Origin of the sequence: Citrobacter sp. CK191 (assembly GCF_030333435.1) — a bacterium.
Taxonomy (GTDB): Bacteria; Pseudomonadota; Gammaproteobacteria; order Enterobacterales; family Enterobacteriaceae; genus Citrobacter_B; species Citrobacter_B koseri.
Window position 1 is genome coordinate 94,054 of sequence record NZ_JAOWFX010000032.1, and the last position, 22,641, is coordinate 116,694.

At 53.5% G+C, this 22,641-nt stretch carries 16 protein-coding genes; 11 read left to right on the plus strand and 5 right to left on the minus strand.

What is annotated here, in order from left to right:
• Positions 1 to 403: 403 nt before the first annotated feature.
• The 3 genes from OGV82_RS17175 to OGV82_RS17185 form a co-directional block, all read right to left on the minus strand.
• Positions 404 to 3,142, minus strand: coding sequence for an autotransporter outer membrane beta-barrel domain-containing protein (locus tag OGV82_RS17175; RefSeq protein ID WP_101744344.1), 2,739 nt, complete (start codon positions 3,140 to 3,142; stop codon positions 404 to 406).
• A 436-nt stretch (positions 3,143 to 3,578) separates the two neighbouring features.
• Positions 3,579 to 4,382 (minus strand): DeoR/GlpR family DNA-binding transcription regulator, encoded by an 804-nt coding sequence (locus tag OGV82_RS17180; protein ID WP_047459893.1) that lies wholly within the window; start codon positions 4,380 to 4,382, stop codon positions 3,579 to 3,581.
• 32 nt (positions 4,383 to 4,414) lie between these two features.
• Positions 4,415 to 5,311: a sugar kinase gene (locus OGV82_RS17185; protein ID WP_047459895.1), complete on the minus strand. Its 897-nt coding sequence runs from the start codon at positions 5,309 to 5,311 to the stop codon at positions 4,415 to 4,417.
• Positions 5,312 to 5,477: 166 nt separating this feature from the next.
• Here OGV82_RS17185 and yihU point away from each other — a divergent pair, with 166 nt between their 5' ends.
• The 7 genes from yihU to ompL all read left to right on the plus strand — a co-directional run bounded on the left by yihU (position 5,478) and on the right by ompL (position 14,316).
• Entirely contained in the window at positions 5,478 to 6,374 is an 897-nt protein-coding gene (gene yihU / locus OGV82_RS17190) for a sulfolactaldehyde 3-reductase (protein WP_047459898.1), read from the plus strand.
• 22 nt (positions 6,375 to 6,396) lie between these two features.
• Positions 6,397 to 7,275 (plus strand): sulfofructosephosphate aldolase, encoded by an 879-nt coding sequence (gene yihT, locus OGV82_RS17195; RefSeq protein ID WP_047459903.1) that lies wholly within the window; start codon positions 6,397 to 6,399, stop codon positions 7,273 to 7,275.
• 15 nt (positions 7,276 to 7,290) lie between these two features.
• Positions 7,291 to 8,532, plus strand: coding sequence for a sulfoquinovose isomerase (gene yihS / locus OGV82_RS17200; protein WP_047459905.1), 1,242 nt, complete (start codon positions 7,291 to 7,293; stop codon positions 8,530 to 8,532).
• 110 nt (positions 8,533 to 8,642) lie between these two features.
• Positions 8,643 to 10,667 carry an alpha-glucosidase gene (locus tag OGV82_RS17205; protein WP_047459907.1) on the plus strand — a complete coding sequence of 675 codons (2,025 nt, stop codon included), beginning with the start codon at positions 8,643 to 8,645 and terminating at the stop codon, positions 10,665 to 10,667.
• Positions 10,668 to 10,712: 45 nt separating this feature from the next.
• Positions 10,713 to 12,095 carry an MFS transporter gene (locus OGV82_RS17210; protein ID WP_047459908.1) on the plus strand — a complete coding sequence of 461 codons (1,383 nt, stop codon included), beginning with the start codon at positions 10,713 to 10,715 and terminating at the stop codon, positions 12,093 to 12,095.
• Positions 12,096 to 12,140: 45 nt separating this feature from the next.
• The gene (locus OGV82_RS17215) at positions 12,141 to 13,535 is read left to right on the plus strand and encodes an MFS transporter (protein ID WP_047459910.1); all 1,395 of its coding nucleotides are present in this window, start codon (positions 12,141 to 12,143) and stop codon (positions 13,533 to 13,535) included.
• 88 nt (positions 13,536 to 13,623) lie between these two features.
• Positions 13,624 to 14,316: a porin OmpL gene (gene ompL, locus OGV82_RS17220; RefSeq protein ID WP_024130675.1), complete on the plus strand. Its 693-nt coding sequence runs from the start codon at positions 13,624 to 13,626 to the stop codon at positions 14,314 to 14,316.
• Positions 14,317 to 14,427: 111 nt separating this feature from the next.
• Here ompL and typA read toward each other — a convergent pair whose 3' ends face one another.
• A complete protein-coding gene (gene typA / locus OGV82_RS17225) occupies positions 14,428 to 16,251 on the minus strand; it encodes a ribosome-dependent GTPase TypA (protein ID WP_012133937.1) in 1,824 nt (607 codons plus the stop codon).
• Between the two features lie 377 nt (positions 16,252 to 16,628).
• Here typA and glnA point away from each other — a divergent pair, with 377 nt between their 5' ends.
• The 4 genes from glnA to OGV82_RS17245 all read left to right on the plus strand — a co-directional run bounded on the left by glnA (position 16,629) and on the right by OGV82_RS17245 (position 21,010).
• Positions 16,629 to 18,038, plus strand: a complete 1,410-nt coding sequence (gene glnA, locus OGV82_RS17230) for a glutamate--ammonia ligase (RefSeq protein ID WP_024130676.1) — start codon at positions 16,629 to 16,631, stop codon at positions 18,036 to 18,038.
• Positions 18,039 to 18,317: 279 nt separating this feature from the next.
• Positions 18,318 to 19,367, plus strand: coding sequence for a nitrogen regulation protein NR(II) (gene glnL, locus OGV82_RS17235; protein ID WP_047459914.1), 1,050 nt, complete (start codon positions 18,318 to 18,320; stop codon positions 19,365 to 19,367).
• A gap of 11 nt (positions 19,368 to 19,378) precedes the next feature.
• Positions 19,379 to 20,788, plus strand: coding sequence for a nitrogen regulation protein NR(I) (gene glnG / locus OGV82_RS17240; RefSeq protein ID WP_101744347.1), 1,410 nt, complete (start codon positions 19,379 to 19,381; stop codon positions 20,786 to 20,788).
• 111 nt (positions 20,789 to 20,899) lie between these two features.
• The gene (locus OGV82_RS17245; RefSeq protein ID WP_096753919.1) at positions 20,900 to 21,010 is read left to right on the plus strand and encodes a YshB family small membrane protein; all 111 of its coding nucleotides are present in this window, start codon (positions 20,900 to 20,902) and stop codon (positions 21,008 to 21,010) included.
• Positions 21,011 to 21,100: 90 nt separating this feature from the next.
• Here the strand turns inward: OGV82_RS17245 and hemN are convergent, their stop codons facing one another.
• Entirely contained in the window at positions 21,101 to 22,474 is a 1,374-nt protein-coding gene (hemN, locus tag OGV82_RS17250) for an oxygen-independent coproporphyrinogen III oxidase (protein WP_101744345.1), read from the minus strand.
• Positions 22,475 to 22,641 lie beyond the last annotated feature (167 nt).

Here is a 22,641-nt window from a genome sequence, read left to right on the forward strand (position 1 = left end):
TAGCGGGAAAGCAGGAGTTTGACTATGCGCCGGACAGGGAAAAAATCGACTAACGCAACCGGAAAAAAGGCGATGCAATGCATCGCCTTAACACTTTTCGCCGGATGGCGGCTATGCCTTATCCGGCCTACAAAACAGCCCGTAGGCCCGGTAAGCGGTAGCGCCACCGGGCGCCTGCCGGATGGCGGCTTTGCCTTATCCGGCCTACAAAATAGCCCGTAGGCCCGGTAAGCGGTAGCGCCACCGGGCGCCTGCCGGATGGCGGCTTTGCCTTATCCGGCCTACAAAATAGCCCGTAGGCCCGGTAAGCGGTAGCGCCACCGGGCGCCTGCCGGATGGCGGCTGTGCCTTATCCGGCCTACAAAATAGTCCGTAGGCCCGGTAAGCTATCCGCCGTTATGGTTCAGAAGCTGTATTTCACCCCCAACATCGCTGCTGTATCGCTATAACTGTTGTCGCCTACCTGCTGAGCTACATTCCCCCACACCTGCAAACGCGGGTTAATTTGCCCTTCCACACCAACTTTCAGCTCACCAATATTTTTGGTGCCGCTGATTTCATCCCGGATCGCCCCCATCTGGACGCTCTGGTTATGGGTATTGTGGAGCCAGTTTGCTTCAACAAACGGCTGGAACTCACGGTCTTTGCCGTCATCAATGGCGTTATGGCCTTTCAGGTATGCGCGCACACCGAGTCGGGTCATCAGGTTGCCGTCAGTTTTGTCTTTCACCTGGGTGCCGTTGCTTTCACGGTGCGAGTCGGCCTGCACGTCCATCCAGATCACCTGGGCTTTTGGCTGGAGCCAGTAACTCGTACGCTCGCTTTCGCCTATCAGGAAGGTGTATCCCCCTTCGATAGACGCCGTGATACCGTCAGATTTGTATTTTTCACTGGCAAGATGGTCACCCTGCACGGTGTTATCAAACCAGTTATAGAGCACCCAGCTATCCAGATACGTCCCGGTTTTATCCGCTTCATTCGCATACCACGTCGCATACACCCCCGCGCTGTAGCCGTTCACATGACCGCGTGAAGCGTAGCCATTATGGGTGTTATGCGTTTTACTTTTCTGATTGGCATAACCTGCCATCACCCCCAGATGCCAGCGGTCGAGACCATCGCTGCTCCACTGCGCCAGGTCGCCGCCAATCTGCAATACATAGCGATTAGCCTGCGTTTTCAGCTGTTTGCTGCCATCAGTAAAGCGCATATGACCACCTACGTTACGCATCCACATGCTGGTCACTTTCTGCTCGCCCGTTAACATGTCGGTGTACTGGGTTTCACCCAGGCGATCGTGCAGACGGGTGATAAACAGCGTATTGGCGGCATAGTTGTTCGCCAGATAGCTACCAAACTCAGGGCGGTATTGATGTTCACCAGGTTCAGGCGCTGGCGGCAGCGGTGGCTCTGGTGGCGCAGGGGGATCAACAGGATCGACCGGTCCTGGCGGCGTTGGTGGTTCCACGGGATCAACCGGCCCTGGTGGTGCTGGCGGATCCACCGGGTCAACCGGTCCCGGCGGTGTTGGTGGATCGACCGGGTCCGGGTTTTCTGGTTCCGGCTCCGGTTCCGGTTCCGGCTCAGGTTCTGGTTCTGGCTCCACCGGGCTTAGCTGGCTGGTGAGATACCAGTTACTGGCATTTTTCACCACGTCATAGTCATAGCCGCCCGCCACAATACGTCCGGCTTTGGTGAACGTTCCGTCGGAAACGCCCTCAACGTCCACAATCCCAATGCCGTTAAGGGTCAGATCGCCCACACCGCCGATGTTATTGATGCCTACGTTGGTATTGCCGGAGGTATCCCCTTTGACGATCAGTTTATCGGTAAAAGAGTCATCGCCTTCAAGCACGGTGTTCAACACCAGTAACGCATCTGTGCCGGTGTAGTTGCCCATCACGGTCAGGGTTTTAAAGGTACTTTCGTCATCGCGGGACACGCCATCTGCGCTATAACGCAATGTGGCCTGGTTCAGCGTCAGAGTAGAGACCACAGAGTTCCCGGTCATCGTCCATTCGCTGTTTGCACCGTTCATGTTGAGATTTATTGTGGCACGAAGCGATGTTGTATTTTCCAATTGTGATGAGTTGGCTATACCGACAAACTGGCTGCCATCATCCATTGTAAGGTCAATAATGCCACTCGAACGCGCATACAAATTGCCCTCAATATCATAGATACCAGAGCTTGCGGTATCCGTTGCGGCATCCCAGGAGCGGATTAAACCTTTACTTTGGTAGGCATACATCGCATAGGCATTATTGCCTGTCACTTTAATGGTTGTATTCCCACCCAGATTTACTCTGGAAAAGTCACTGTTGGCGTAAGCATAGATACCATTCGCCCCGTTCCCGGTTGTCGTGATATCAGTGTTATTAAGGTTAATCTCACCTTTTCGTCCCGCATAAACCCCATGAGCATTCGAACCAGAAGTGGTGATTTTTGCAGTCCCATTGATCGTGACATCCGCAACGCCTGCCGCGCTACCAAATAAATCTCCAGGATCTTTACCAGCATAAATACCATAGCCAGAATTTGCACCACCATTACCTCGGGTTACAACATCAGCATTCCCATGAATAATAATAGAAGATTTCGCACTCGTATTTACTCTGGAGATATTTGCGCGTAGTCCCATGCCGTCAGAAGCATCGACAGAAACATTACCGCTGACTTCAACAATTGAGTAAGCGCTGTTAAGTTCGCGTCCCAGATTAATCCCATCAGAACTGGTTCCGGTCGTGGTAATCTTGATATTTTCCGCTTCCAGCCTCCCCCCTGCGTTTTTGGAGTGAATACCGTCAGCTTCAGATCCCGTGGTGTTAATTACCAGGTCTTTAAATTTGTACCCCGTTGAATCAAGATAGACTCCCCACCCCTGAAGCGGTGTGGTTATACCATTCTGGCTGGTATTAATTAATACTTCATCAAACGTGGTGTAATCACGAGAACCACCATTCAGAGGATTACCAAAATAATAGATCGTCGTATCATCGCAGAAAAATTGCGTACTGGAGGATTGGCTACATCCTGCTGCCAGAACGTGTCCACTCAACCCGCTCAACGCCAGCGCACTGGCGATACAGAGCGCAAGCTTTGCCGGGATCGGCGTTTTTTGAATAAGACGAGAAGATTTCATGAGAGCCACCTTTTCCGTAAGGCTTTTTTATTCGGATAAAAGCATCAAAGACGCGTACATAAGATATTTATAAAAGGCGAAATCCATCCGCTCATCTTTAAATAGTTAAAGAGTCAGAGTTCAAAGGCGTAATGAATTGTCACCTTAGCAGAATAAATACAAGTATTCATTTAATCTGTCAATGTACGGCAGGGGCTCATGAGATAACAGTAAATAAAATGCACCTTATTTATTGGCATTATTCTTAATAACTATTTTTATAAAATAAAAGTATCTCCGGCAGGAGAATAAACGTCTTATAAAACAACAGCTATCAGGGTAACAATAAGCAGGTGGCTTTTATTTTAAGATTTTTATATCACCACCAGGATGATTATATATTTAGCAAAAAGGTGAAAAAGAACCGTCTAAAAAGACGGTTCTTTTTATAACCCCTTCAGACTGACGTTGCGTCATCCTGGTCTGGGCTAACCTGGACAATCTCAACCTGCTGTGACTGAAGCAGGTTATGCAATGCCGGGCCAGGGTACTCATCAGTAAACAGCGCCGTTACCTGCGACACGTTGCCAATCTCTACCGCTGCGGAAGCATGGTATTTCGTATGATCGGCAGCAAGGAGAATATGCCGGGAGTGAGCCATCATGGTTTTCACCACGCTGGCTTCATTGACGTCAAACTCCAGCAACGCGCCATCGCTTTCTATCGCGCCGACGCTGGTGACAAGATAGTCCGCACGAAACCCCGCCACAAACGCCGTCGCAGAAGGGCCGATAATGCCGCTGTTATGCGGGCGAAGCGTTCCGCCGGGCACCATCACTTCAAAACGCGGATTATTGTACAGAATATGCGCCACACGCAGGCTGTTAGTGATAATGCGCAGATGATTGTGGTTTAACAGCGCCCGCGCTACCTGCTCAACGGTCGTACCAATGGTGATAAATACCGTGGAGCCGTCTGGAATATAGTCCGCCACCGCTTCCGCGATGGCTTTTTTCTCTTCCGTCCAGGAGACTTCTCGCTGCTCAAAGGCGGTATTCACAACGCTGGAAGCCCGTCCCGCGCCACCGTGATGACGCGTAATCAATCCCTGATCGCTCAGTTTGCGGATATCGCGACGCACGGTCTGCGTGGACACATCCAGCAGGCCAGCCAGTTCGTCAATATTCATGTAACCGCGCTCGCCAATCAGCGCCAGCAACTGATCATGCCGTGGGTTACCGGTCAGTTCAGTAAGACTCATGCAAATTCCTCGAAAAACCATTGCCTTACATTTTATACAAAAAGTGACAGAAAAGATCGGGTTTGATCACAGTCAGGGATTCCGGCACGCCCGCCAGGTCGGGTGCATTTCAGTGCGGCCACGCCGCTGGCAAACCTGACGGCCTCTTCGACCGGCGTTCCACCCGCGAGGCTAAAGGCGAGCGCACCGTGAAAAACATCCCCCGCGCCGGTGGTGTCGACCACCTCTACCGGGAATCCGGGTTGATGCCGAAAGACATTATCGTCTAACCAGTCGCATCCTTCACCGCCGCGCGTGACATAGACATGTCCATTTGTGAGCATTTGTGATTTTTTTAACGCGCTTACGGTATCCTGTATTCCCGTCAGGCGCGTCAGACCCGGTTCAGAGAAGGCGGCATGATCGCTTAACGCCACCAGCTCGCTGATGTCCTGTGGCGTCACATCGCCATCCAGAACCGTCATGACTCCGGCCCGGCGCGCCAGCGTGAATGCCCGTTTCGCCCCTTCATGCCAGCGAACATCCGCCAGCACCACATCCCATTGAGAAAAGTCGATCTCATTAAGCCAGTCAGCGTCATGCAATAAATCCGGGCTGGGATAATTGACGATAATCCGCTCCCCTTTCACATCGACGATGACCGCAGACTGTGAGGACTTCGCCCCCGCGTAACGCCGGGTATAGCGGGTATTTACCCCCAGGGATTCCAGCTCCGCCAGCAGGCTGCTTCCGGTGTCGTCATCTCCCACACGCCCAATAAAGTCCACCTGCGCCCCCAGTTTCGCCGCAGCCACTGCGGCAGTTGCAGCAGGCCCGCCGCCCACTTCCGTATAACGTTTCGCCACATATTTACCTCCTTCAGTCGGTAAACCTTCAACGTAATAGATGCGATCCATCACGGTGATACCCACACAAGCAACACGAATCATGGTCATTCCTTAAGCATTTCGGGATGCGATTATTTTAATTTCGCAAAATGTTTAAAAAGTGACGGCTGTCAATTTTTTGACCATAAATTACAAATACGATCAAAAACAGACAAAATCAGCGTCACACAAGTGACAAAAAATGACATTCACGTTTCAGGAGAACGATATGGCAGTGATTGCATTTGTCGGATTAGGCCAGATGGGTTCGCCCATGGCGAGTAATTTGCTCAAGCAGGGCCATCAGCTCAGCGTCTTTGATGTGAACTCCGACGCCATACAGACCCTGGTGGAAAAAGGCGCTCGTCCTGCCAGCAGCCCGGCGCAGGCGGCGAAAGAGGCCGAGTTTGTCATCACAATGCTGCCTAATGGTGATCTCGTTCGCAGCGTGTTATTCGGCGATCAAGGCGTTTGCGAAGGCTTGTCGCAGGACGCGCTGGTGATCGATATGTCCACCATCCATCCGCTACAGACGGACAAACTTATCGCAGATATGCGCGCCAGAGGGTTCAGCATGATGGATGTCCCGGTCGGTCGAACATCCGATCACGCCATTGCGGGGACGTTGCTATTACTGGCAGGCGGCAGCGCAGAACAGGTGGAGCGCGCAACGCCGGTACTGATGGCGATGGGCAATGAGTTGATTAACGCTGGCGGCCCCGGCATGGGGATTCGCGTAAAGCTTATCAATAACTATATGAGCATCGCGCTGAATGCGCTTTCTGCCGAAGCCGCCGCGTTATGCGAAGCGCTGGGCCTCTCCTTCGACGTCGCGTTAAAAGTGATGAGCGGAACCCCGGCAGGCAAAGGCCACTTCACCACCTCCTGGCCGAACAAAGTGCTGAAAGGCGACCTTTCTCCCTCCTTCATGATCGATCTGGCGCACAAAGACCTGGGGATTGCGCTGGATGTTGCCAACCAACTGCATGTGCCGATGCCGCTCGGCGCCGCATCCCGTGAAGTTTATAACCAGGCTCGCGCCGCCGGTCGTGGCCGGGAAGACTGGACAGCCATTCTCGAACAGGTGCGTAACAGCGCCGGATTACCGAACAAATTCAAAATGTAACGACTGAATAAAGGAAAACTGAATGAACAACTACACCATCAAAGACATTACGCGCGCATCCGGCGGCTTTGCCATGCTGGCGGTCGATCAGCGTGAAGCGATGCGCTTAATGTTTGCAGCTGCTGGTGCGAAGTCTCCTGTTGCCGACAGCGTACTGACGGATTTCAAAGTGAATGCCGCAAAAGCGCTGTCTCCTTATGCCTCCGCCATTCTGATTGACCAACAGTTCTGTTACCGCCAGGTGGTGGAGCAAAACGCGATTGCAAAAAACTGCGCCATGATCGTCGCCGCCGATGCGTTCATTCCCGGCAATGGCATTCCTGTCGATAGCGTCGTCATTGATAAAAAGATCAATCCACAAGCGATAAAGCAAGACGGCGGTAAAGCGCTAAAACTGCTGGTGCTCTGGCGCAGCGATGAAGATGCCCAACAGCGTCTTGATATGGTCAAAGAATTTAATGAGATGTGCCACAGCAATGGTCTGGTGAGCATTATCGAACCGGTTGTGCGCCCACCTCGCCGTGGCGATAAGTTCGACCGTGAACAGGCCATCATTGATGCCGCGAAAGAGTTGGGCGACAGCGGCGCGGATCTCTACAAAGTTGAAATGCCGCTGTACGGCAAAGGCGCGCAGCACGACCTTCTCGCCGCGTCACAGCGCCTGAACGAGCATATCAATATGCCGTGGGTCATCCTCTCTTCCGGTATTGATGAAAAATTGTTCCCTCGGGCGGTCAGAGTCGCAATGACCGCAGGCGCATCTGGTTTTCTGGCGGGTCGCGCCGTCTGGTCATCGGTGATTGGCCTGCCGGATACCGAACTGATGCTGCGTGATATTTCTGTGCCTAAGTTGCAGCGTTTGGGTGAGATCGTCGACGAAATGATGGCCCGCCGTCGTTAATGTGAGGATGAAAGCATGAAATGGTTTAACACGTTGAGCCACAACCGCTGGCTGGAGCAAGAAACCGATCGCATTTTTGACTTTGGGAAAAAATCCGCAGTACCTACCGGTTTCGGCTGGCTGGGAAACCAGGGGCAGATCAGAGCGGAGATGGGTACGCACCTGTGGATTACCGCCCGTATGCTGCACGTTTATTCCGTTGCTGCATCAATGGGCCGTCCGGGCGCATATCAGTTAGTCGACCATGGTATTAACGCGCTGAACGGCGCGTTACGCGATCGGCGCTACGGCGGCTGGTATGCCTGTGTGAACGATGAAGGCGTGATGGACGCCTCCAAACAGGGATATCAGCATTTCTTCGTCCTGTTAGGGGCGGCAAGCGCCGTCACCACGGGCCATCCACAGGCCAGAAAACTGCTGGATGACGCGATCGAGGTCATCGAAAAATACTTCTGGAGCGAAGAGGAGCAGATGTGCCTGGAGTCCTGGGACGAAGCCTTCAGCCAGACCGAAGATTACCGTGGCGGCAACGCCAACATGCATGCCGTAGAGGCTTTTTTGATCGTGTACGACGTGACCCACGATCGTAAATGGCTCGACCGCGCGCTGCGCATCGCCTCTGTCATTATTCACGATGTGGCCCGCAACGGCGACTACCGCGTCAACGAGCACTTCGATGCGCAGTGGAACCCCATTCGCGATTACAACAAAGATAACCCTGCCCACCGTTTCCGCGCTTACGGCGGCACGCCGGGGCATTGGATCGAGTGGGGTCGCCTGATGCTGCACCTGCATGCGGCCCTGGAAGCGCGTTTTGAAACTCCGCCCGCCTGGCTGCTGGAAGATGCCAAAGGGTTATTCCACGCCACCCTTCGCGACGCCTGGGCGCCCGATGGCGCAGACGGCTTCGTCTACTCCGTGGACTGGGACGGCAAACCGATTGTACGTGAAAGAGTGCGCTGGCCGATTGTGGAAGCAATGGGCACCGCTTACGCCCTGTATACCCTCACCGGCGATAGCCAATACGAAGCCTGGTATCAGAAGTGGTGGGATTACTGCATCACTTATCTGATGGACTACGAGAACGGTTCGTGGTGGCAGGAGCTGGATACCAATAACCAGGTGACCACCAAAGTGTGGGACGGCAAGCAGGATATTTACCACCTGCTGCATTGCCTGGTGATCCCGCGCCTGCCGCTGGCGCCGGGGCTGGCGCCCGCCGTTGCTGCGGGCCTGCTGGATAGCAACGCGAAATAACAATATGACATGCCGGATGGCGACGTTAAGGCGTCTTATCCGGCCGACGAGCGACATGCTAACCGTAGGCAAGAGCGCTGCCGTCCGGCAACATTGAGGATAGAAAACTTATGCATACCCTACACAATATCACCCTGACAACAACCGATGGCGGCTTCACCCTGAGCTGGCAAGATCGTCTGCTGCTATCCCACAGCGCAGAAAATCCCTGCCTGTGGATCGGCGCCGGCGTCGCCGATATCGACATGTTTCGCGGTAATTTCAGCATAAAAGATAAGCTGAATGAGAAAATCGCGCTGACTGACGCAACGATAAGCCAGTCCCCGGATGGCTGGTTGATCCATTTCAATCGCGGCGATGCCATCAGCGCGGCGTTACACATCGCCACCGATGAGGCGGGCCGCCTGACGCTGAAACTGCAAAACAGCGATCTTACCCATAACCGCATCTGGTTACGCCTGGCCGCCCAACCAGAAGATCACATCTATGGCTGCGGCGAACAGTTCTCTTATTTCGATTTGCGCGGCAAGCCTTTCCCGCTCTGGACCAGCGAACAAGGCGTCGGGCGCAACAAAAACAGCTATGTCACCTGGCAGGCGGACTGCAAAGAAAACGCGGGCGGGGATTACTACTGGACCTTTTTCCCACAGCCCACTTTTGTCAGCACGCAAAAGTACTACTGCCACGTCGATAACAGCTGCTACATGAATTTCGACTTTAGCGCGCCGGAATACCATGAGCTGGCGCTATGGGAAGACAATGCCACCCTGCGTTTTGAATGCGCCGACAACTACATCGCCCTGCTGGAAAAATTGACGGCGCTGTTAGGCCGCCAGCCGGTGTTGCCGGACTGGGTTTACGACGGCGTGACGCTCGGCATTCAGGGCGGCACCGACGTCTGCCAGCAGAAGCTGGACACCATGCGCAACGCAGGCGTGAAGGTGAATGGCATCTGGGCGCAGGACTGGTCCGGCATCCGCATGACCTCTTTCGGCAAACGCGTGATGTGGAACTGGAAGTGGAACAGCGACAACTATCCGCAGCTGGATACCCGTATCAAGCAGTGGCAAGAAGAAGGCGTGCAGTTCCTCTCCTACATCAATCCTTACGTCGCCAGCGATAAAGATCTTTGCACCGAAGCAGCCAGACACGGTTATCTGGCAAAAGACGCTGCGGGCGATGACTATCTGGTTGAGTTCGGCGAGTTTTATGGCGGCGTCGTGGATTTGACCAATCCTGAAGCCTATGACTGGTTCAAGAATGTCATCAAGAAAAACATGATTGAGCTGGGTTGCGGCGGCTGGATGGCGGATTTCGGGGAATACCTGCCAACCGACACTTACCTGCATAACGGCGTCAGCGCGGAAATTATGCATAACGCCTGGCCGGCGCTGTGGGCGAAATGTAACTACGAAGCGCTACAAGAGACCGGCAAGCTGGGCGAGATCCTGTTCTTTATGCGTGCGGGTTATACCGGCAGCCAGAAATACTCCACCATGATGTGGGCGGGCGATCAGAACGTCGACTGGAGTCTGGACGACGGTCTCGCCTCCGTGGTGCCTGCCGCATTGTCGCTGGCGATGACGGGTCACGGTCTGCATCACAGCGATATTGGCGGTTATACCACCCTGTTCGACATGAAGCGTAGCAAAGAGCTGCTGCTGCGCTGGTGTGACTTCAGCGCCTTCACCCCGATGATGCGTACCCACGAAGGGAACCGCCCCGGCGATAACTGGCAGTTTGATGGCGACGCGGAAACTATCGCCCACTTTGCCCGTATGACAACCGTCTTTACCACCCTGAAACCGTATCTCAAACAGGCGGTGGCGCAGAACGCCAGAACCGGTCTGCCGGTCATGCGCCCGCTGTTCCTGCACTACGAGGACGATACGCAGACCTACACCCTGAAGTACCAGTATCTGCTGGGTCGCGACCTGCTGGTTGCGCCGGTCCACGAACAAGGACGCCGCGACTGGACGCTATATCTGCCTGAGGATAACTGGATCAACGCGTGGACGGGCGAAACGCTTCGCGGCGGCGAGATTACCGTGGACGCGCCGCTCGGCAAGCCTCCGGTCTTTTACCGTGCAGAGAGCGAGTGGGCATCTCTGTTTGCCTCTTTACGCACTATCTAATACGGCTCGCCCGTGGGGAAACTCACGGGCATATGGAGAAAAATAATGAGTCAAACGTCATCAAATCCGGCGACCCTACGCTTGCCGTTTAAAGAAAAACTTGCCTATGGGATGGGTGATTTAGGCTCCAATATCCTGCTGGATATTGGTACGCTTTATTTACTTAAGTTTTATACCGATGTGCTGGGTCTACCGGGCACGTATGGCGGTATTATTTTCCTGATCGCCAAATTCTTTACCGCCTTCACCGATATGGGCACCGGGATTATGCTCGACTCGCGGCGTAAAATCGGCCCGAAAGGCAAGTTCCGTCCGTTCGTGCTCTATGCCGCGTTTCCTGTGACCCTGCTGGCCATCGCCAACTTTGTTGGCACGCCGTTTGAAATCACCGGTAAGACGGTGATGGCGACGGTGCTGTTTATGCTGTACGGCCTGTTCTTCAGCATGATGAACTGTTCGTATGGCGCGATGGTGCCCGCCATTACCAAAAACCCGGATGAGCGCGCCTCGCTTGCCGCCTGGCGTCAGGGCGGCGCCACGCTCGGCCTGCTGCTGTGCACCGTCGGTTTTGTTCCGGTGATGAATCTGATCGAAGGGAACGCACAGCTAAGCTATATTTTCGCCGCCACGCTGTTCTCACTGTTTGGCCTGCTGTTTATGTGGCTCTGCTACGCAGGCGTCAAAGAGCGCTATGTGGAGGTAAAACCGGTTGAAGCGACCGAAAAACCGGGGCTGCTCCAGTCGTTTCGCGCCATTGCCGGGAACCGTCCGCTGTTCATTTTATGTATCGCGAATCTCTGCACCCTGGGCGCTTTCAACGTTAAGCTGGCGATCCAGGTGTATTACACCCAGTACGTACTGAATGACCCGATCCTTCTCTCCTGGATGGGCTTTTTCAGCATGGGCTGCATTTTTATTGGCGTCTTTTTAATGCCCGGCACGGTAAGACGCTTCGGCAAGAAAAAGGTCTACATCGGCGGCCTGCTGGTTTGGGTTATCGGCGATCTTCTCAACTACTTCTTTGGCGGCGGCTCGGTCAGTTTTGTCGCGTTTTCCTGCCTGGCGTTTTTCGGTTCAGCGTTTGTGAACAGCCTGAACTGGGCGCTGGTCTCCGACACGGTGGAATACGGTGAATGGCGCACCGGCGTGCGTTCAGAAGGAACGGTATACACCGGTTTTACCTTCTTCCGTAAGGTGTCTCAGGCGCTGGCGGGCTTCTTCCCCGGCTGGATGCTGACCCAAATCGGCTACGTGCCCAATGTGGTGCAATCGGCAGGCACTGTCGAAGGTTTGCGGCAGCTGATCTTCATTTATCCGTGCGCGCTGGCGGTGATAACCATCATCGCAATGGGATGTTTCTACAACCTCAACGAGAAGATGTATGTCCGCATCGTTGAAGAGATAGAAGCCCGTAAACAAACGGCTTAACAATGATAATAAAGGCGCCCTTCGGGGCGTTATTGAGGAGCGATTATGTCTGACCATGATCCGCTGACGCTAAAACTGAGCCTACGGGAAAAATATGCCTATGGCATGGGTGACTTCGGCTCAAATTTGATGCTGTGTATCGGTACGCTGTATCTGCTTAAGTTTTATACCGATGAACTGGAAATGCCCGCATATTACGGTGGGATTATCTTTCTGGTGGCGAAGTTCTTTACCGCGTTCACCGATATGTTGACGGGGGTGCTGCTGGATTCCCGTCGTCATATTGGCGCTAAAGGTAAGTTTCGCCCTTTCATTCTGTATGCATCATTTCCTGTCGCGCTGGTTGCCAGCGCGCAGTTTCTCGCCACCGATTTTACACTGACGGTCAAAACAGCGCTGGCAACCGTACTGTTCATGCTGTTTGGCCTGTTTTACAGCCTGATGAATTGCTCATACGGGGCGATGGTGCCCGCTATCACCAGAAACCCGCATGAGCGCGCCCAACTCGCAGCATGGCGTCAGGGCGGCGCAACGCTCGGTCTGTTGCTGTGTACCGTTGGCTTTATGCCAATTCAGGCGCTCTTCACCCAGTCATCTTCTCTGGGTTATCTGGTAGCCGCGCTGATTTTCTCCGTTTGCGGCCTGTTCAGTATGTGGTGGTGTTTCAGCGGGGTGAAAGAACGGTATATCGATATCGTTCCGGCACACCATAAGCCCAGCATTCTTAAATCCTTCTGTGCGATTTTCCGCAATCCGCCGCTGCTGGTGCTCTGCGTAGCCAACTTATGTACGCTGGCCGCGTTTAACATCAAACTGGCGATTCAGGTCTATTACACCCAGTACGTGCTGAACGACATCCATTTGCTGTCATGGATGGGATTTTTCAGTATGGGGTGCATTCTGGTCGGCGTACTGCTGGTGCCCGTAACCGTAAAACGGTTTGGGAAAAAGCAGGTCTATCTCGGCGGCCTGACGCTGTGGGCTATCGGCGATGTGCTGAACTTTCTCTGGGGAGGAACCTCTTTCCTGTTCGTGATCTTCTCCTGCATGGCGTTTTTCGGCACCGCGTTCGTTAACAGCCTGAACTGGGCGCTGGTTCCTGATACGGTCGATTACGGCGAATGGAAAACAGGCATTCGTGCGGAAGGGTCGGTCTATACCGGTTATACCTTCTCACGAAAAATTTCTGCGGCGCTGGCGGGTTTCTTGCCCGGCATTATGCTGACGCAAATTGGCTACGTGCCGAACATAGCGCAAAGCGCGGAGACGTTACTTGGCCTGCGTCAGCTGATATTTCTCTGGCCATGCGGCCTGGCGATTATCGCCGCTCTCACAATGGGCTTTTTTTATAAGCTCAATGAAAAACGTTTTGCTTTTATTATTGAGGAAATTAGCCAACGAAAGAAACAATCGATACAAACCGGCGTTGTAAGCCATTAAAAAACCTCTGTTCTAATTAAATAAAATAATTGCCGCTCTATCCATTTCGATGGATAGCGGCTCCCTACGCTTAAAAAATGGATTTACTATGAAAACGTTGAACACAATAATGCTGTTATCCTCTGTTATCTCCACTTCTGTTTTTGCGGGCGCGTATGTGGAAAACCGCGAGGCCTATAATCTGGCATCCGATCAAATGGAATTCATGCTGCGCGTTGGCTACAACTCCGATATGGGGGCTGGAATTATGTTGACCAACACCTATACGCTACAGCGTGATGATGAATTAAAGCATGGCTATAATGAAATTGAGGGTTGGTATCCGTTATTTAAACCGACGGACCGGTTAACCATTCAACCCGGTGGTCTGATAAACGATAAAAGCATCGGTTCTGGCGGCGCTGTTTATCTGGACGTCAATTATAAATTCACGCCGTGGTTTAACCTGACGGTTCGTAATCGTTACAACCATAATAACTACAGTTCTACTGATTTAAATGGTGAATTAGATAATAACGATAGCTATGAAATCGGCAACTACTGGAATTTCATCATTACTGATAAATTTTCTTATACCTTTGAGCCACACTATTTTTATAATGTGAATGATTTTAACAGCAGCAACGGAACCAAACACCACTGGGAAATTACCAATACTTTCAGATACCGGATTAACCAGAACTGGCTGCCGTACTTAGAGTTACGTTGGTTGGATCGCAATGTGGAGCCCTACCATCGAGAGCAAAACCAGATTCGTGTCGGGGTAAAATATTTCTTCTGAACAGGATAATAAAAAAGCCGCTGAAATCAGCGGCTTTTTGTTGCCGGATGGCGGCTAACGCCTTATCCGGCCTACGAATCGGAGTTATCAGGCCGATTTTGTAAGCCCGTATTACTCTTCTTTCGCGCCGCGCATTGCACGACGACGATCGTTTTCCGTCAGGTGACGTTTACGAATACGGATAGAGGTTGGAGTCACTTCTACCAGTTCGTCGTCATCGATGAACTCCAGAGCCTGCTCCAGGGTCATCTTGATCGGCGGAACCAGAACCGTTGCTTCGTCAGTACCAGACGCACGCATGTTGGTCAGTTTCTTACCGGTCAGGCAGTTTACGGTCAGGTCGTTAGAACGGCTGTGAATACCGATGATCTGGCCTTCGTAAACTTCCGCGCCGTGACCCAGGAACAGCTTACCGCGATCCTGCAAACCGAACAGTGCGAACGCAACCGCTTTACCCTGACCGTTGGAGATCAGTACGCCGTTCTGACGCTGGCCCACTTCGCCCGGACGGATATCGTCGTAGTGGCTGAAGGTGGAGTACAGCAGACCCGTACCGGAGGTCATGGTCATGAACTCTGAACGGAAACCGATCAGACCTCGGCTTGGGATCACGTAGTCAAGACGTACGCGGCCTTTGCCATCTGGATTCATGTTTTTCAGGTCGCCTTTACGCTCGCCCAGCGCCTGCATCACAGAACCCTGGTGCTGCTCTTCGACGTCCAGCGTGACGTTTTCGTACGGCTCTTGTTTACGGCCGTCGATTTCGCGGAAGATAACTTTCGGACGGGAAACCGCCATCTCGAAACCTTCACGACGCATGTTTTCAATCAGAACGGACAGGTGCAGTTCACCACGACCGGATACACGGAACGCGTCCGCATCTTCGGTTTCTTCAACGCGCAGCGCAACGTTGTGTACCAGTTCTTTGTTCAGACGCTCAAGGATCTGACGAGAGGTCACGTATTTACCTTCTTTACCGCAGAACGGAGAAGTGTTTACGCAGAAGAACATAGAAACGGTCGGCTCATCAACAGACAGCGCTGGCAGCGCTTCAACATTCTGCGGATCGCAGATGGTGTCGGAGATGTTCAGCTCGCCCAGACCGGTGATTGCAATGATATCGCCCGCTTCCGCCAGGTCGCTATCAATACGTTCCAGACCCAGGTGAGTCAGCACTTTGCCCACTTTACCGTTACGGGTTTTGCCTTCGCTATCGATGATAGTGATCTGCTGGTTCGGCTTCACTTTACCGCGCTTGATACGACCAATGCCGATAACGCCAACATAGTTGTTGTAGTCCAGCTGAGAGATCTGCATCTGGAGCGGGCCGTCCAGGTCAACGTCCGGTGCCGGTACGTGGTCAACGATCGCCTGATACAGCGGGGTCATGTCTTCCGCCATATCTTCGTGATCCAGACCTGCGATACCGTTCAGCGCCGAAGCGTAGATGATCGGGAAGTCCAGCTGTTCGTCGGTCGCGTCGAGGTTAACGAACAGGTCGAATACCTGGTCTACAACCCAGTCAGGGCGCGCGCCAGGACGGTCAACTTTGTTGATAACAACAATCGGCTTCAGGCCATGAGCAAAGGCTTTTTTGGTCACGAAGCGCGTCTGCGGCATCGGGCCGTCAAATGCGTCAACCACCAGCAGCACGGAGTCTACCATGGACATTACACGTTCAACTTCACCACCGAAGTCGGCGTGTCCTGGGGTATCAACGATGTTGATACGGTAATCATTCCATTTGATAGCAGTGTTTTTAGCGAGGATGGTAATCCCACGCTCTTTCTCCAAATCGTTGGAGTCCATCACACGCTCTTGAGTTTCGGCACGCGCATCAAACGTACCGGATTGCTGTAGCAGCTTATCGACCAGGGTAGTTTTACCGTGGTCAACGTGCGCGATGATGGCGATGTTACGCAAATTTTCGATCACAACTTTGCCTCAGGCATTAGAAATAGCGCGTTATTGTACACGGATTAATCGCACTACAAAACAGGATCACAGAGATCCTCCGCAAACAAGTATTGCAGAGTTTCTTTGTGATCGCTTTCACGGAGCGTTAAAAGGGTCACTCACTGTCCATTGCACCAATATAGTGCTTAATGTTCACATTAAAGCACTATATTGGTGCAACATATCCACTATGGTGCGGCCCTTTTGCACGATGGTGCGCATGATAACGCCTTTTAGGGGCAATTTAAAAGTTGGCACAGATTTCGCTTTGTATTTTTTACGGCGACACGGCCAATTTTTGCAGAATTGAAGACTTCGTTACCACGACGACAATGACCAATCCGGGAGAGTTAAGTATGTCCGCTGAACACGTTTTGACGATGCTGAATGAGCATGAAGTGAAGTTTGTTGATTTGCGCTTCACCGATACCAAAGGTAAAGAACAGCACGTCACGATTCCTGCTCATCAGGTGAATGCCGAATTCTTTGAAGAAGGCAAAATGTTTGACGGCTCCTCGATCGGTGGCTGGAAAGGTATCAACGAATCCGACATGGTTCTGATGCCGGACGCATCCACTGCGGTCATTGACCCGTTCTACGCTGATTCTACGCTGATTATTCGTTGCGACATCCTGGAGCCAGGCACCCTGCAAGGTTACGATCGCGACCCGCGTTCCATCGCCAAGCGCGCGGAAGAGTACCTGCGCTCTACCGGCATCGCAGACACCGTTCTGTTCGGGCCAGAGCCAGAGTTCTTCCTGTTTGACGATATCCGCTTCGGTTCTTCTATCTCCGGTTCCCACGTCGCTATCGACGATATCGAAGGCGCATGGAACTCCTCCACCCAGTACGAAGGTGGCAACAAAGGTCACCGTCCGGCAGTAAAAGGCGGTTACTTCCCGGTTCCGCCGGTAGACTCTTCTCAGGACATCCGTTCTGAAATGTGTTCCGTTATGGAGCAAATGGGTCTGGTTGTAGAAGCACACCACCACGAAGTGGCAACCGCAGGTCAGAACGAAGTGGCAACCCGCTTCAACACCATGACCAAAAAAGCGGACGAAATTCAGATCTACAAATACGTTGTGCACAACGTCGCTCACCGTTTCGGTAAAACTGCGACCTTTATGCCAAAACCGATGTTCGGCGATAACGGTTCCGGTATGCACTGCCACATGTCCCTGTCCAAAAACGGGACTAACCTGTTCTCCGGCGACAAATATGCGGGTCTGTCTGAGCAGGCGCTGTACTACATCGGCGGCGTAATCAAACACGCGAAAGCGATCAACGCCCTGGCGAACCCGACCACTAACTCCTACAAACGTCTGGTTCCGGGTTATGAAGCACCGGTCATGCTGGCCTACTCCGCCCGTAACCGTTCTGCCTCTATCCGTATTCCGGTTGTTGCCTCTCCGAAAGCGCGTCGTATCGAAGTGCGCTTCCCGGACCCGGCTGCGAACCCGTACCTGTGCTTTGCCGCTCTGCTGATGGCGGGTCTTGACGGTATTAAGAACAAGATCCACCCAGGCGAAGCGATGGACAAAAACCTGTATGACCTGCCGCCGGAAGAAGCGAAAGAGATCCCACAGGTTGCAGGCTCTCTGGAAGAAGCGCTCAACGAGCTGGATATTGACCGCGAATTCCTGAAAGCAGGCGGCGTGTTCACTGATGAAGCGATCGACGCGTACATCGCCCTGCGCATTGAAGAAAATGACCGCGTGCGCATGACGCCGCACCCGGTAGAGTTTGAGCTGTACTACAGCGTTTAATCGTTGAGTTGCCGTGGAACTTTTAGCCTGTTCAGGCAGGTTTGAGATTGATGGCGAATGATAAGACGCCTGATGGCGCAAGCTTATCAGGCCTACCGGTAACATCACCTTGTAGGCCGGATAAGGCAAAGCCGCCATCCGGCACAACGTTTGCCACTCATCTGTAGCCCATCACACGATGGGCTTTTTTCTCCACCAACGTTCTGATCCCACGCGCTTTTTACACGTAAAAAGCTATAATGCACTAAATTGGTGCAAACTATTCCAGGAGACTGCTAAATGGCAACAGGCACGCAGCCCGATGCTGGGCAGATCCTCAATTCTTTAATCAACAGCATTTTACTGGTTGACGACGAGCTGGCGGTGCATTACGCCAACCCGGCCGCACAACAGCTGCTCGCCCAAAGCGCCCGCAAGCTGTTTGGTACTCCGCTGCCTGAGCTGTTGAGCTATTTTTCATTAAATATTGGGCTGATGCGCGAAAGCCTGGAAGCGGGTCAGGGATTTACGGACAACGAAGTCACGCTGGTGATCGACGGACGCTCTCATATTCTCTCGCTAACCGCCCAGCGCCTGCCGGATAACTTCATCCTGCTGGAAATGGCGCCGATGGATAACCAGCGTCGCCTGAGCCAGGAACAGCTTCAGCATGCCCAGCAAATCGCCGCCCGCGACCTGGTGCGCGGTCTGGCGCATGAGATCAAAAACCCGCTTGGTGGTTTACGCGGCGCGGCCCAGCTGCTCAGTAAAGCCCTGCCTGACCCGGCGTTGCTGGAGTACACCAAAGTCATTATTGAGCAGGCCGACAGGCTGCGTAATCTGGTTGACCGACTGCTGGGGCCGCAACAGCCGGGTATGCACGTCACGGAGAGTATCCACAAAGTCGCAGAACGCGTCGTCGCACTGGTGTCGATGGAGCTGCCGGAGAACGTCACGCTGATTCGTGATTACGACCCCAGTCTGCCGGAACTGCCTCACGACCCGGACCAGATTGAACAGGTCCTGCTGAACATCGTGCGTAACGCTTTACAGGCGTTAGGGCCGGAAGGCGGTGAAATCATTCTGCGTACCCGTACCGCATTCCAGCTGACGCTGCATGGCGTGCGTTATCGCCTGGCGGCGCGCATCGACGTTGAGGACAACGGGCCGGGTATTCCGTCCCATTTACAGGACACGCTGTTTTACCCGATGGTCAGCGGTCGCGAAGGCGGCACCGGGCTGGGCTTATCCATTGCCCGTAATTTGATTGATCAGCATTCCGGCAAAATTGAATTTACCAGTTGGCCGGGTCATACCGAGTTCTCGGTTTACCTGCCTATCAGGAAATAAAGGTGACGTTTATGCAACGAGGGATAGTCTGGGTAGTCGATGACGATAGTTCCATCCGTTGGGTGCTTGAACGTGCGCTCGCCGGGGCGGGATTACATTGCACCACATTTGAAAACGGCAACGAAGTGCTGGACGCGCTGGCGAGTAAAACGCCGGATGTCCTGCTGTCGGATATCCGTATGCCGGGAATGGACGGACTGGCGCTGTTAAAACAGATCAAACAGCGTCACCCCATGCTTCCGGTCATCATAATGACGGCGCATTCCGATCTTGATGCCGCCGTCAGCGCTTATCAACAAGGCGCGTTTGATTATCTGCCAAAGCCTTTTGATATTGACGAAGCGGTCGCGCTGGTTGAACGCGCGATCAGCCATTATCAGGAGCAGCAACAGCCACGCAATGTCCAGAGCAACGGCCCGACAACCGATATCATCGGCGAAGCGCCCGCGATGCAGGATGTCTTTCGCATTATTGGCCGCCTCTCACGCTCGTCTATCAGCGTGCTGATCAACGGCGAGTCCGGGACCGGTAAGGAGCTGGTCGCCCATGCGCTGCATCGCCATAGCCCACGCGTAAAAGCTCCCTTTATCGCCCTGAATATGGCGGCTATTCCGAAGGATTTGATCGAGTCCGAACTGTTTGGTCATGAAAAAGGGGCGTTCACCGGGGCGAATACCATTCGTCAGGGGCGCTTTGAGCAGGCCGACGGCGGCACGCTGTTTCTCGATGAGATCGGCGATATGCCGCTGGATGTGCAGACGCGTTTGCTACGCGTCTTAGCCGATGGACAGTTTTACCGCGTTGGTGGCTATGCGCCGGTGAAGGTTGATGTGCGGATTATCGCCGCCACCCATCAGAACCTGGAATTACGCGTACAGGAAGGTAAGTTCCGTGAAGATCTGTTCCACCGCCTGAACGTGATTCGCGTACATTTACCGCCGCTGCGCGAGCGCCGGGAAGATATTCCACGCCTGGCGCGGCATTTCCTGCAAGTGGCTGCCCGCGAGCTGGGCGTCGAAGCCAAATTGCTCCACCCGGAAACCGAAGCGGCGCTGACGCGTCTGGCCTGGCCTGGCAACGTGCGTCAACTGGAGAATACCTGCCGTTGGTTAACGGTGATGGCCGCCGGACAGGAGGTTCTGATTCAGGACTTACCCGGCGAGCTGTTTGAAGCCACGGTGCCAGACAGCCAGTCGCACATACAGTCAGACAGTTGGGCCACATTGCTGGCACAGTGGGCGGATCGCGCGTTGCGTTCCGGTCATCAAAACCTGCTTTCTGAAGCGCAGCCTGAGCTGGAGCGTACGCTGTTAACCACCGCGCTGCGTCATACCCAGGGGCACAAACAGGAAGCGGCTCGGCTGCTGGGATGGGGTCGTAACACCCTGACTCGCAAGCTAAAAGAGCTGGGTATGGAGTGACGATTCGTCGTTGTGTAAAGATTAATATTTAAGCGCAAATTGCCGTTATTTTGCGCTTTACTGTTCCGATGAGTTGAGTATGATCATGCCCGGCAAACAGGGGGAATCATCATGCTGGAATCATTAATTAATCTGGTATCGAGCGGAGCGGTCGACAGCCACACGCCACAAACTGCGGTTGCCGCAGTGCTGTGTGCAGCGCTGGTTGGGCTGTTTAGCTAAATGCGTGCCGGATGGCGCTACCGCTTATCCGACCTACGGTTGATGTTAACTTGTAGGCCCGGTAAGCGGTAGCGCCACCGGGCAACGCCACTAAATCACCCGTGAGAACTGCTGCATCCGCGCTTTCTGGCGCAGATAAGCATCAAAGCACATACAGATGTTACGGATCAGCAGACGGCCTTTCGGCGTAACCTGAATCCCCTTATCATCCACATCCACCAGCCCATCTTTCGCCAGCGGCGCCAACAGCGCTAAATCTTCCGCAAAGTACGCCGCAAAGTTGAGATCCCACTGCTGTTCAACCGCTGCGTAATCGAGACGGAAGTTGCAGATCAGCGACTTAATAATATCCCGACGAATGCAGTCATCGCGGGTCAGCACAATGCCGCGCCATAACGCATTCCCCAGCTCATCCACCTGCTGATAGTAGCGCTTCAGCTCTTTCTGGTTCTGCGCGTAGCTGTCGCCAATCATACTGATGGCGGAAACGCCCAACCCCAGCAGGTCCGTATCGCCCTGAGTGGTATAGCCCTGGAAGTTACGATGCAGAACGCCCTCACGCTGGGCAACGGCCAGCTCGTCATCCGGGCGGGCAAAGTGATCCATCCCGATGAACTGATAGCCCGTCTCCGTCAGCGACGAGATGGTCTCTTGCAGGATATCGAGTTTTTGCTGCGCGCTGGGCAGGTCGGCCTCTTTGATTTTGCGCTGAGCGGCGAATAACGTGGGCAAATGAGCGTAGTTAAAGACGCTCAGGCGATCGGGGCTCAGCTCTGCCACGCGTCTGAGCGTAAAGGCGAAGCTTTCCGGCGTTTGCTTTGGCAGCCCGTAAATCAGATCGATATTCGTCGAGGTGAAGCCTATCTCGCGCGCATGATTGAGCAGCGAGAAGATAAACTCTTCATCCTGCTCGCGGTTAACCAGACGCTGAACGTCTTTATTGAAATCCTGCACCCCCATACTCAGGCGGTTAAACCCTTGCGCGCGTAAATGATCGAGCACATCCAGCTCAATTTCACGGGGATCGACTTCGATCGAGATTTCGACGTCGTCGTTAAAATGAAAGTTTCCACGCAGAAGCGTCATTAACCGACTGATTTGCGCTTTATTCAGGTACGTTGGCGTTCCGCCGCCCCAGTGCAGTTGACTAACGCGACGTCCGGCAAACAGCGGCGCGCGATGAATAATTTCTTGTTCAAGCGCATCGAGATATTGGTCGGCCTTATGCTGCTGGCGGGTCACAATCTTGTTGCAACCGCAGAAGTAGCACAATTTATGGCAAAACGGGATATGAACGTACAGAGACAGCGGACGTTCAGGGTAACGCGCCACAGCGTGCTGAAATGCCTCTTCGCCGTAGTCTTCCGAAAACTCCAGCGCTGTGGGATACGAGGTATATCGTGGCCCGGAATAGTTATATTTCTGGATCAGGGCCAGATCCCAGTCTATCAACTGTTCAGACATGCTCACTCCTTCCGATGGCGTCGCTGGCGGGTACGGCGTACCGGCTTTACCCCACTACGGGTAATAAACCGGTTGCGCAGCCACTTCTGTCGCCGCGACAACCGCTGTAGTTTAACGAATAACCACACCAGATAACATACAACCGGAAGGGTTATAAGCAGGACGGG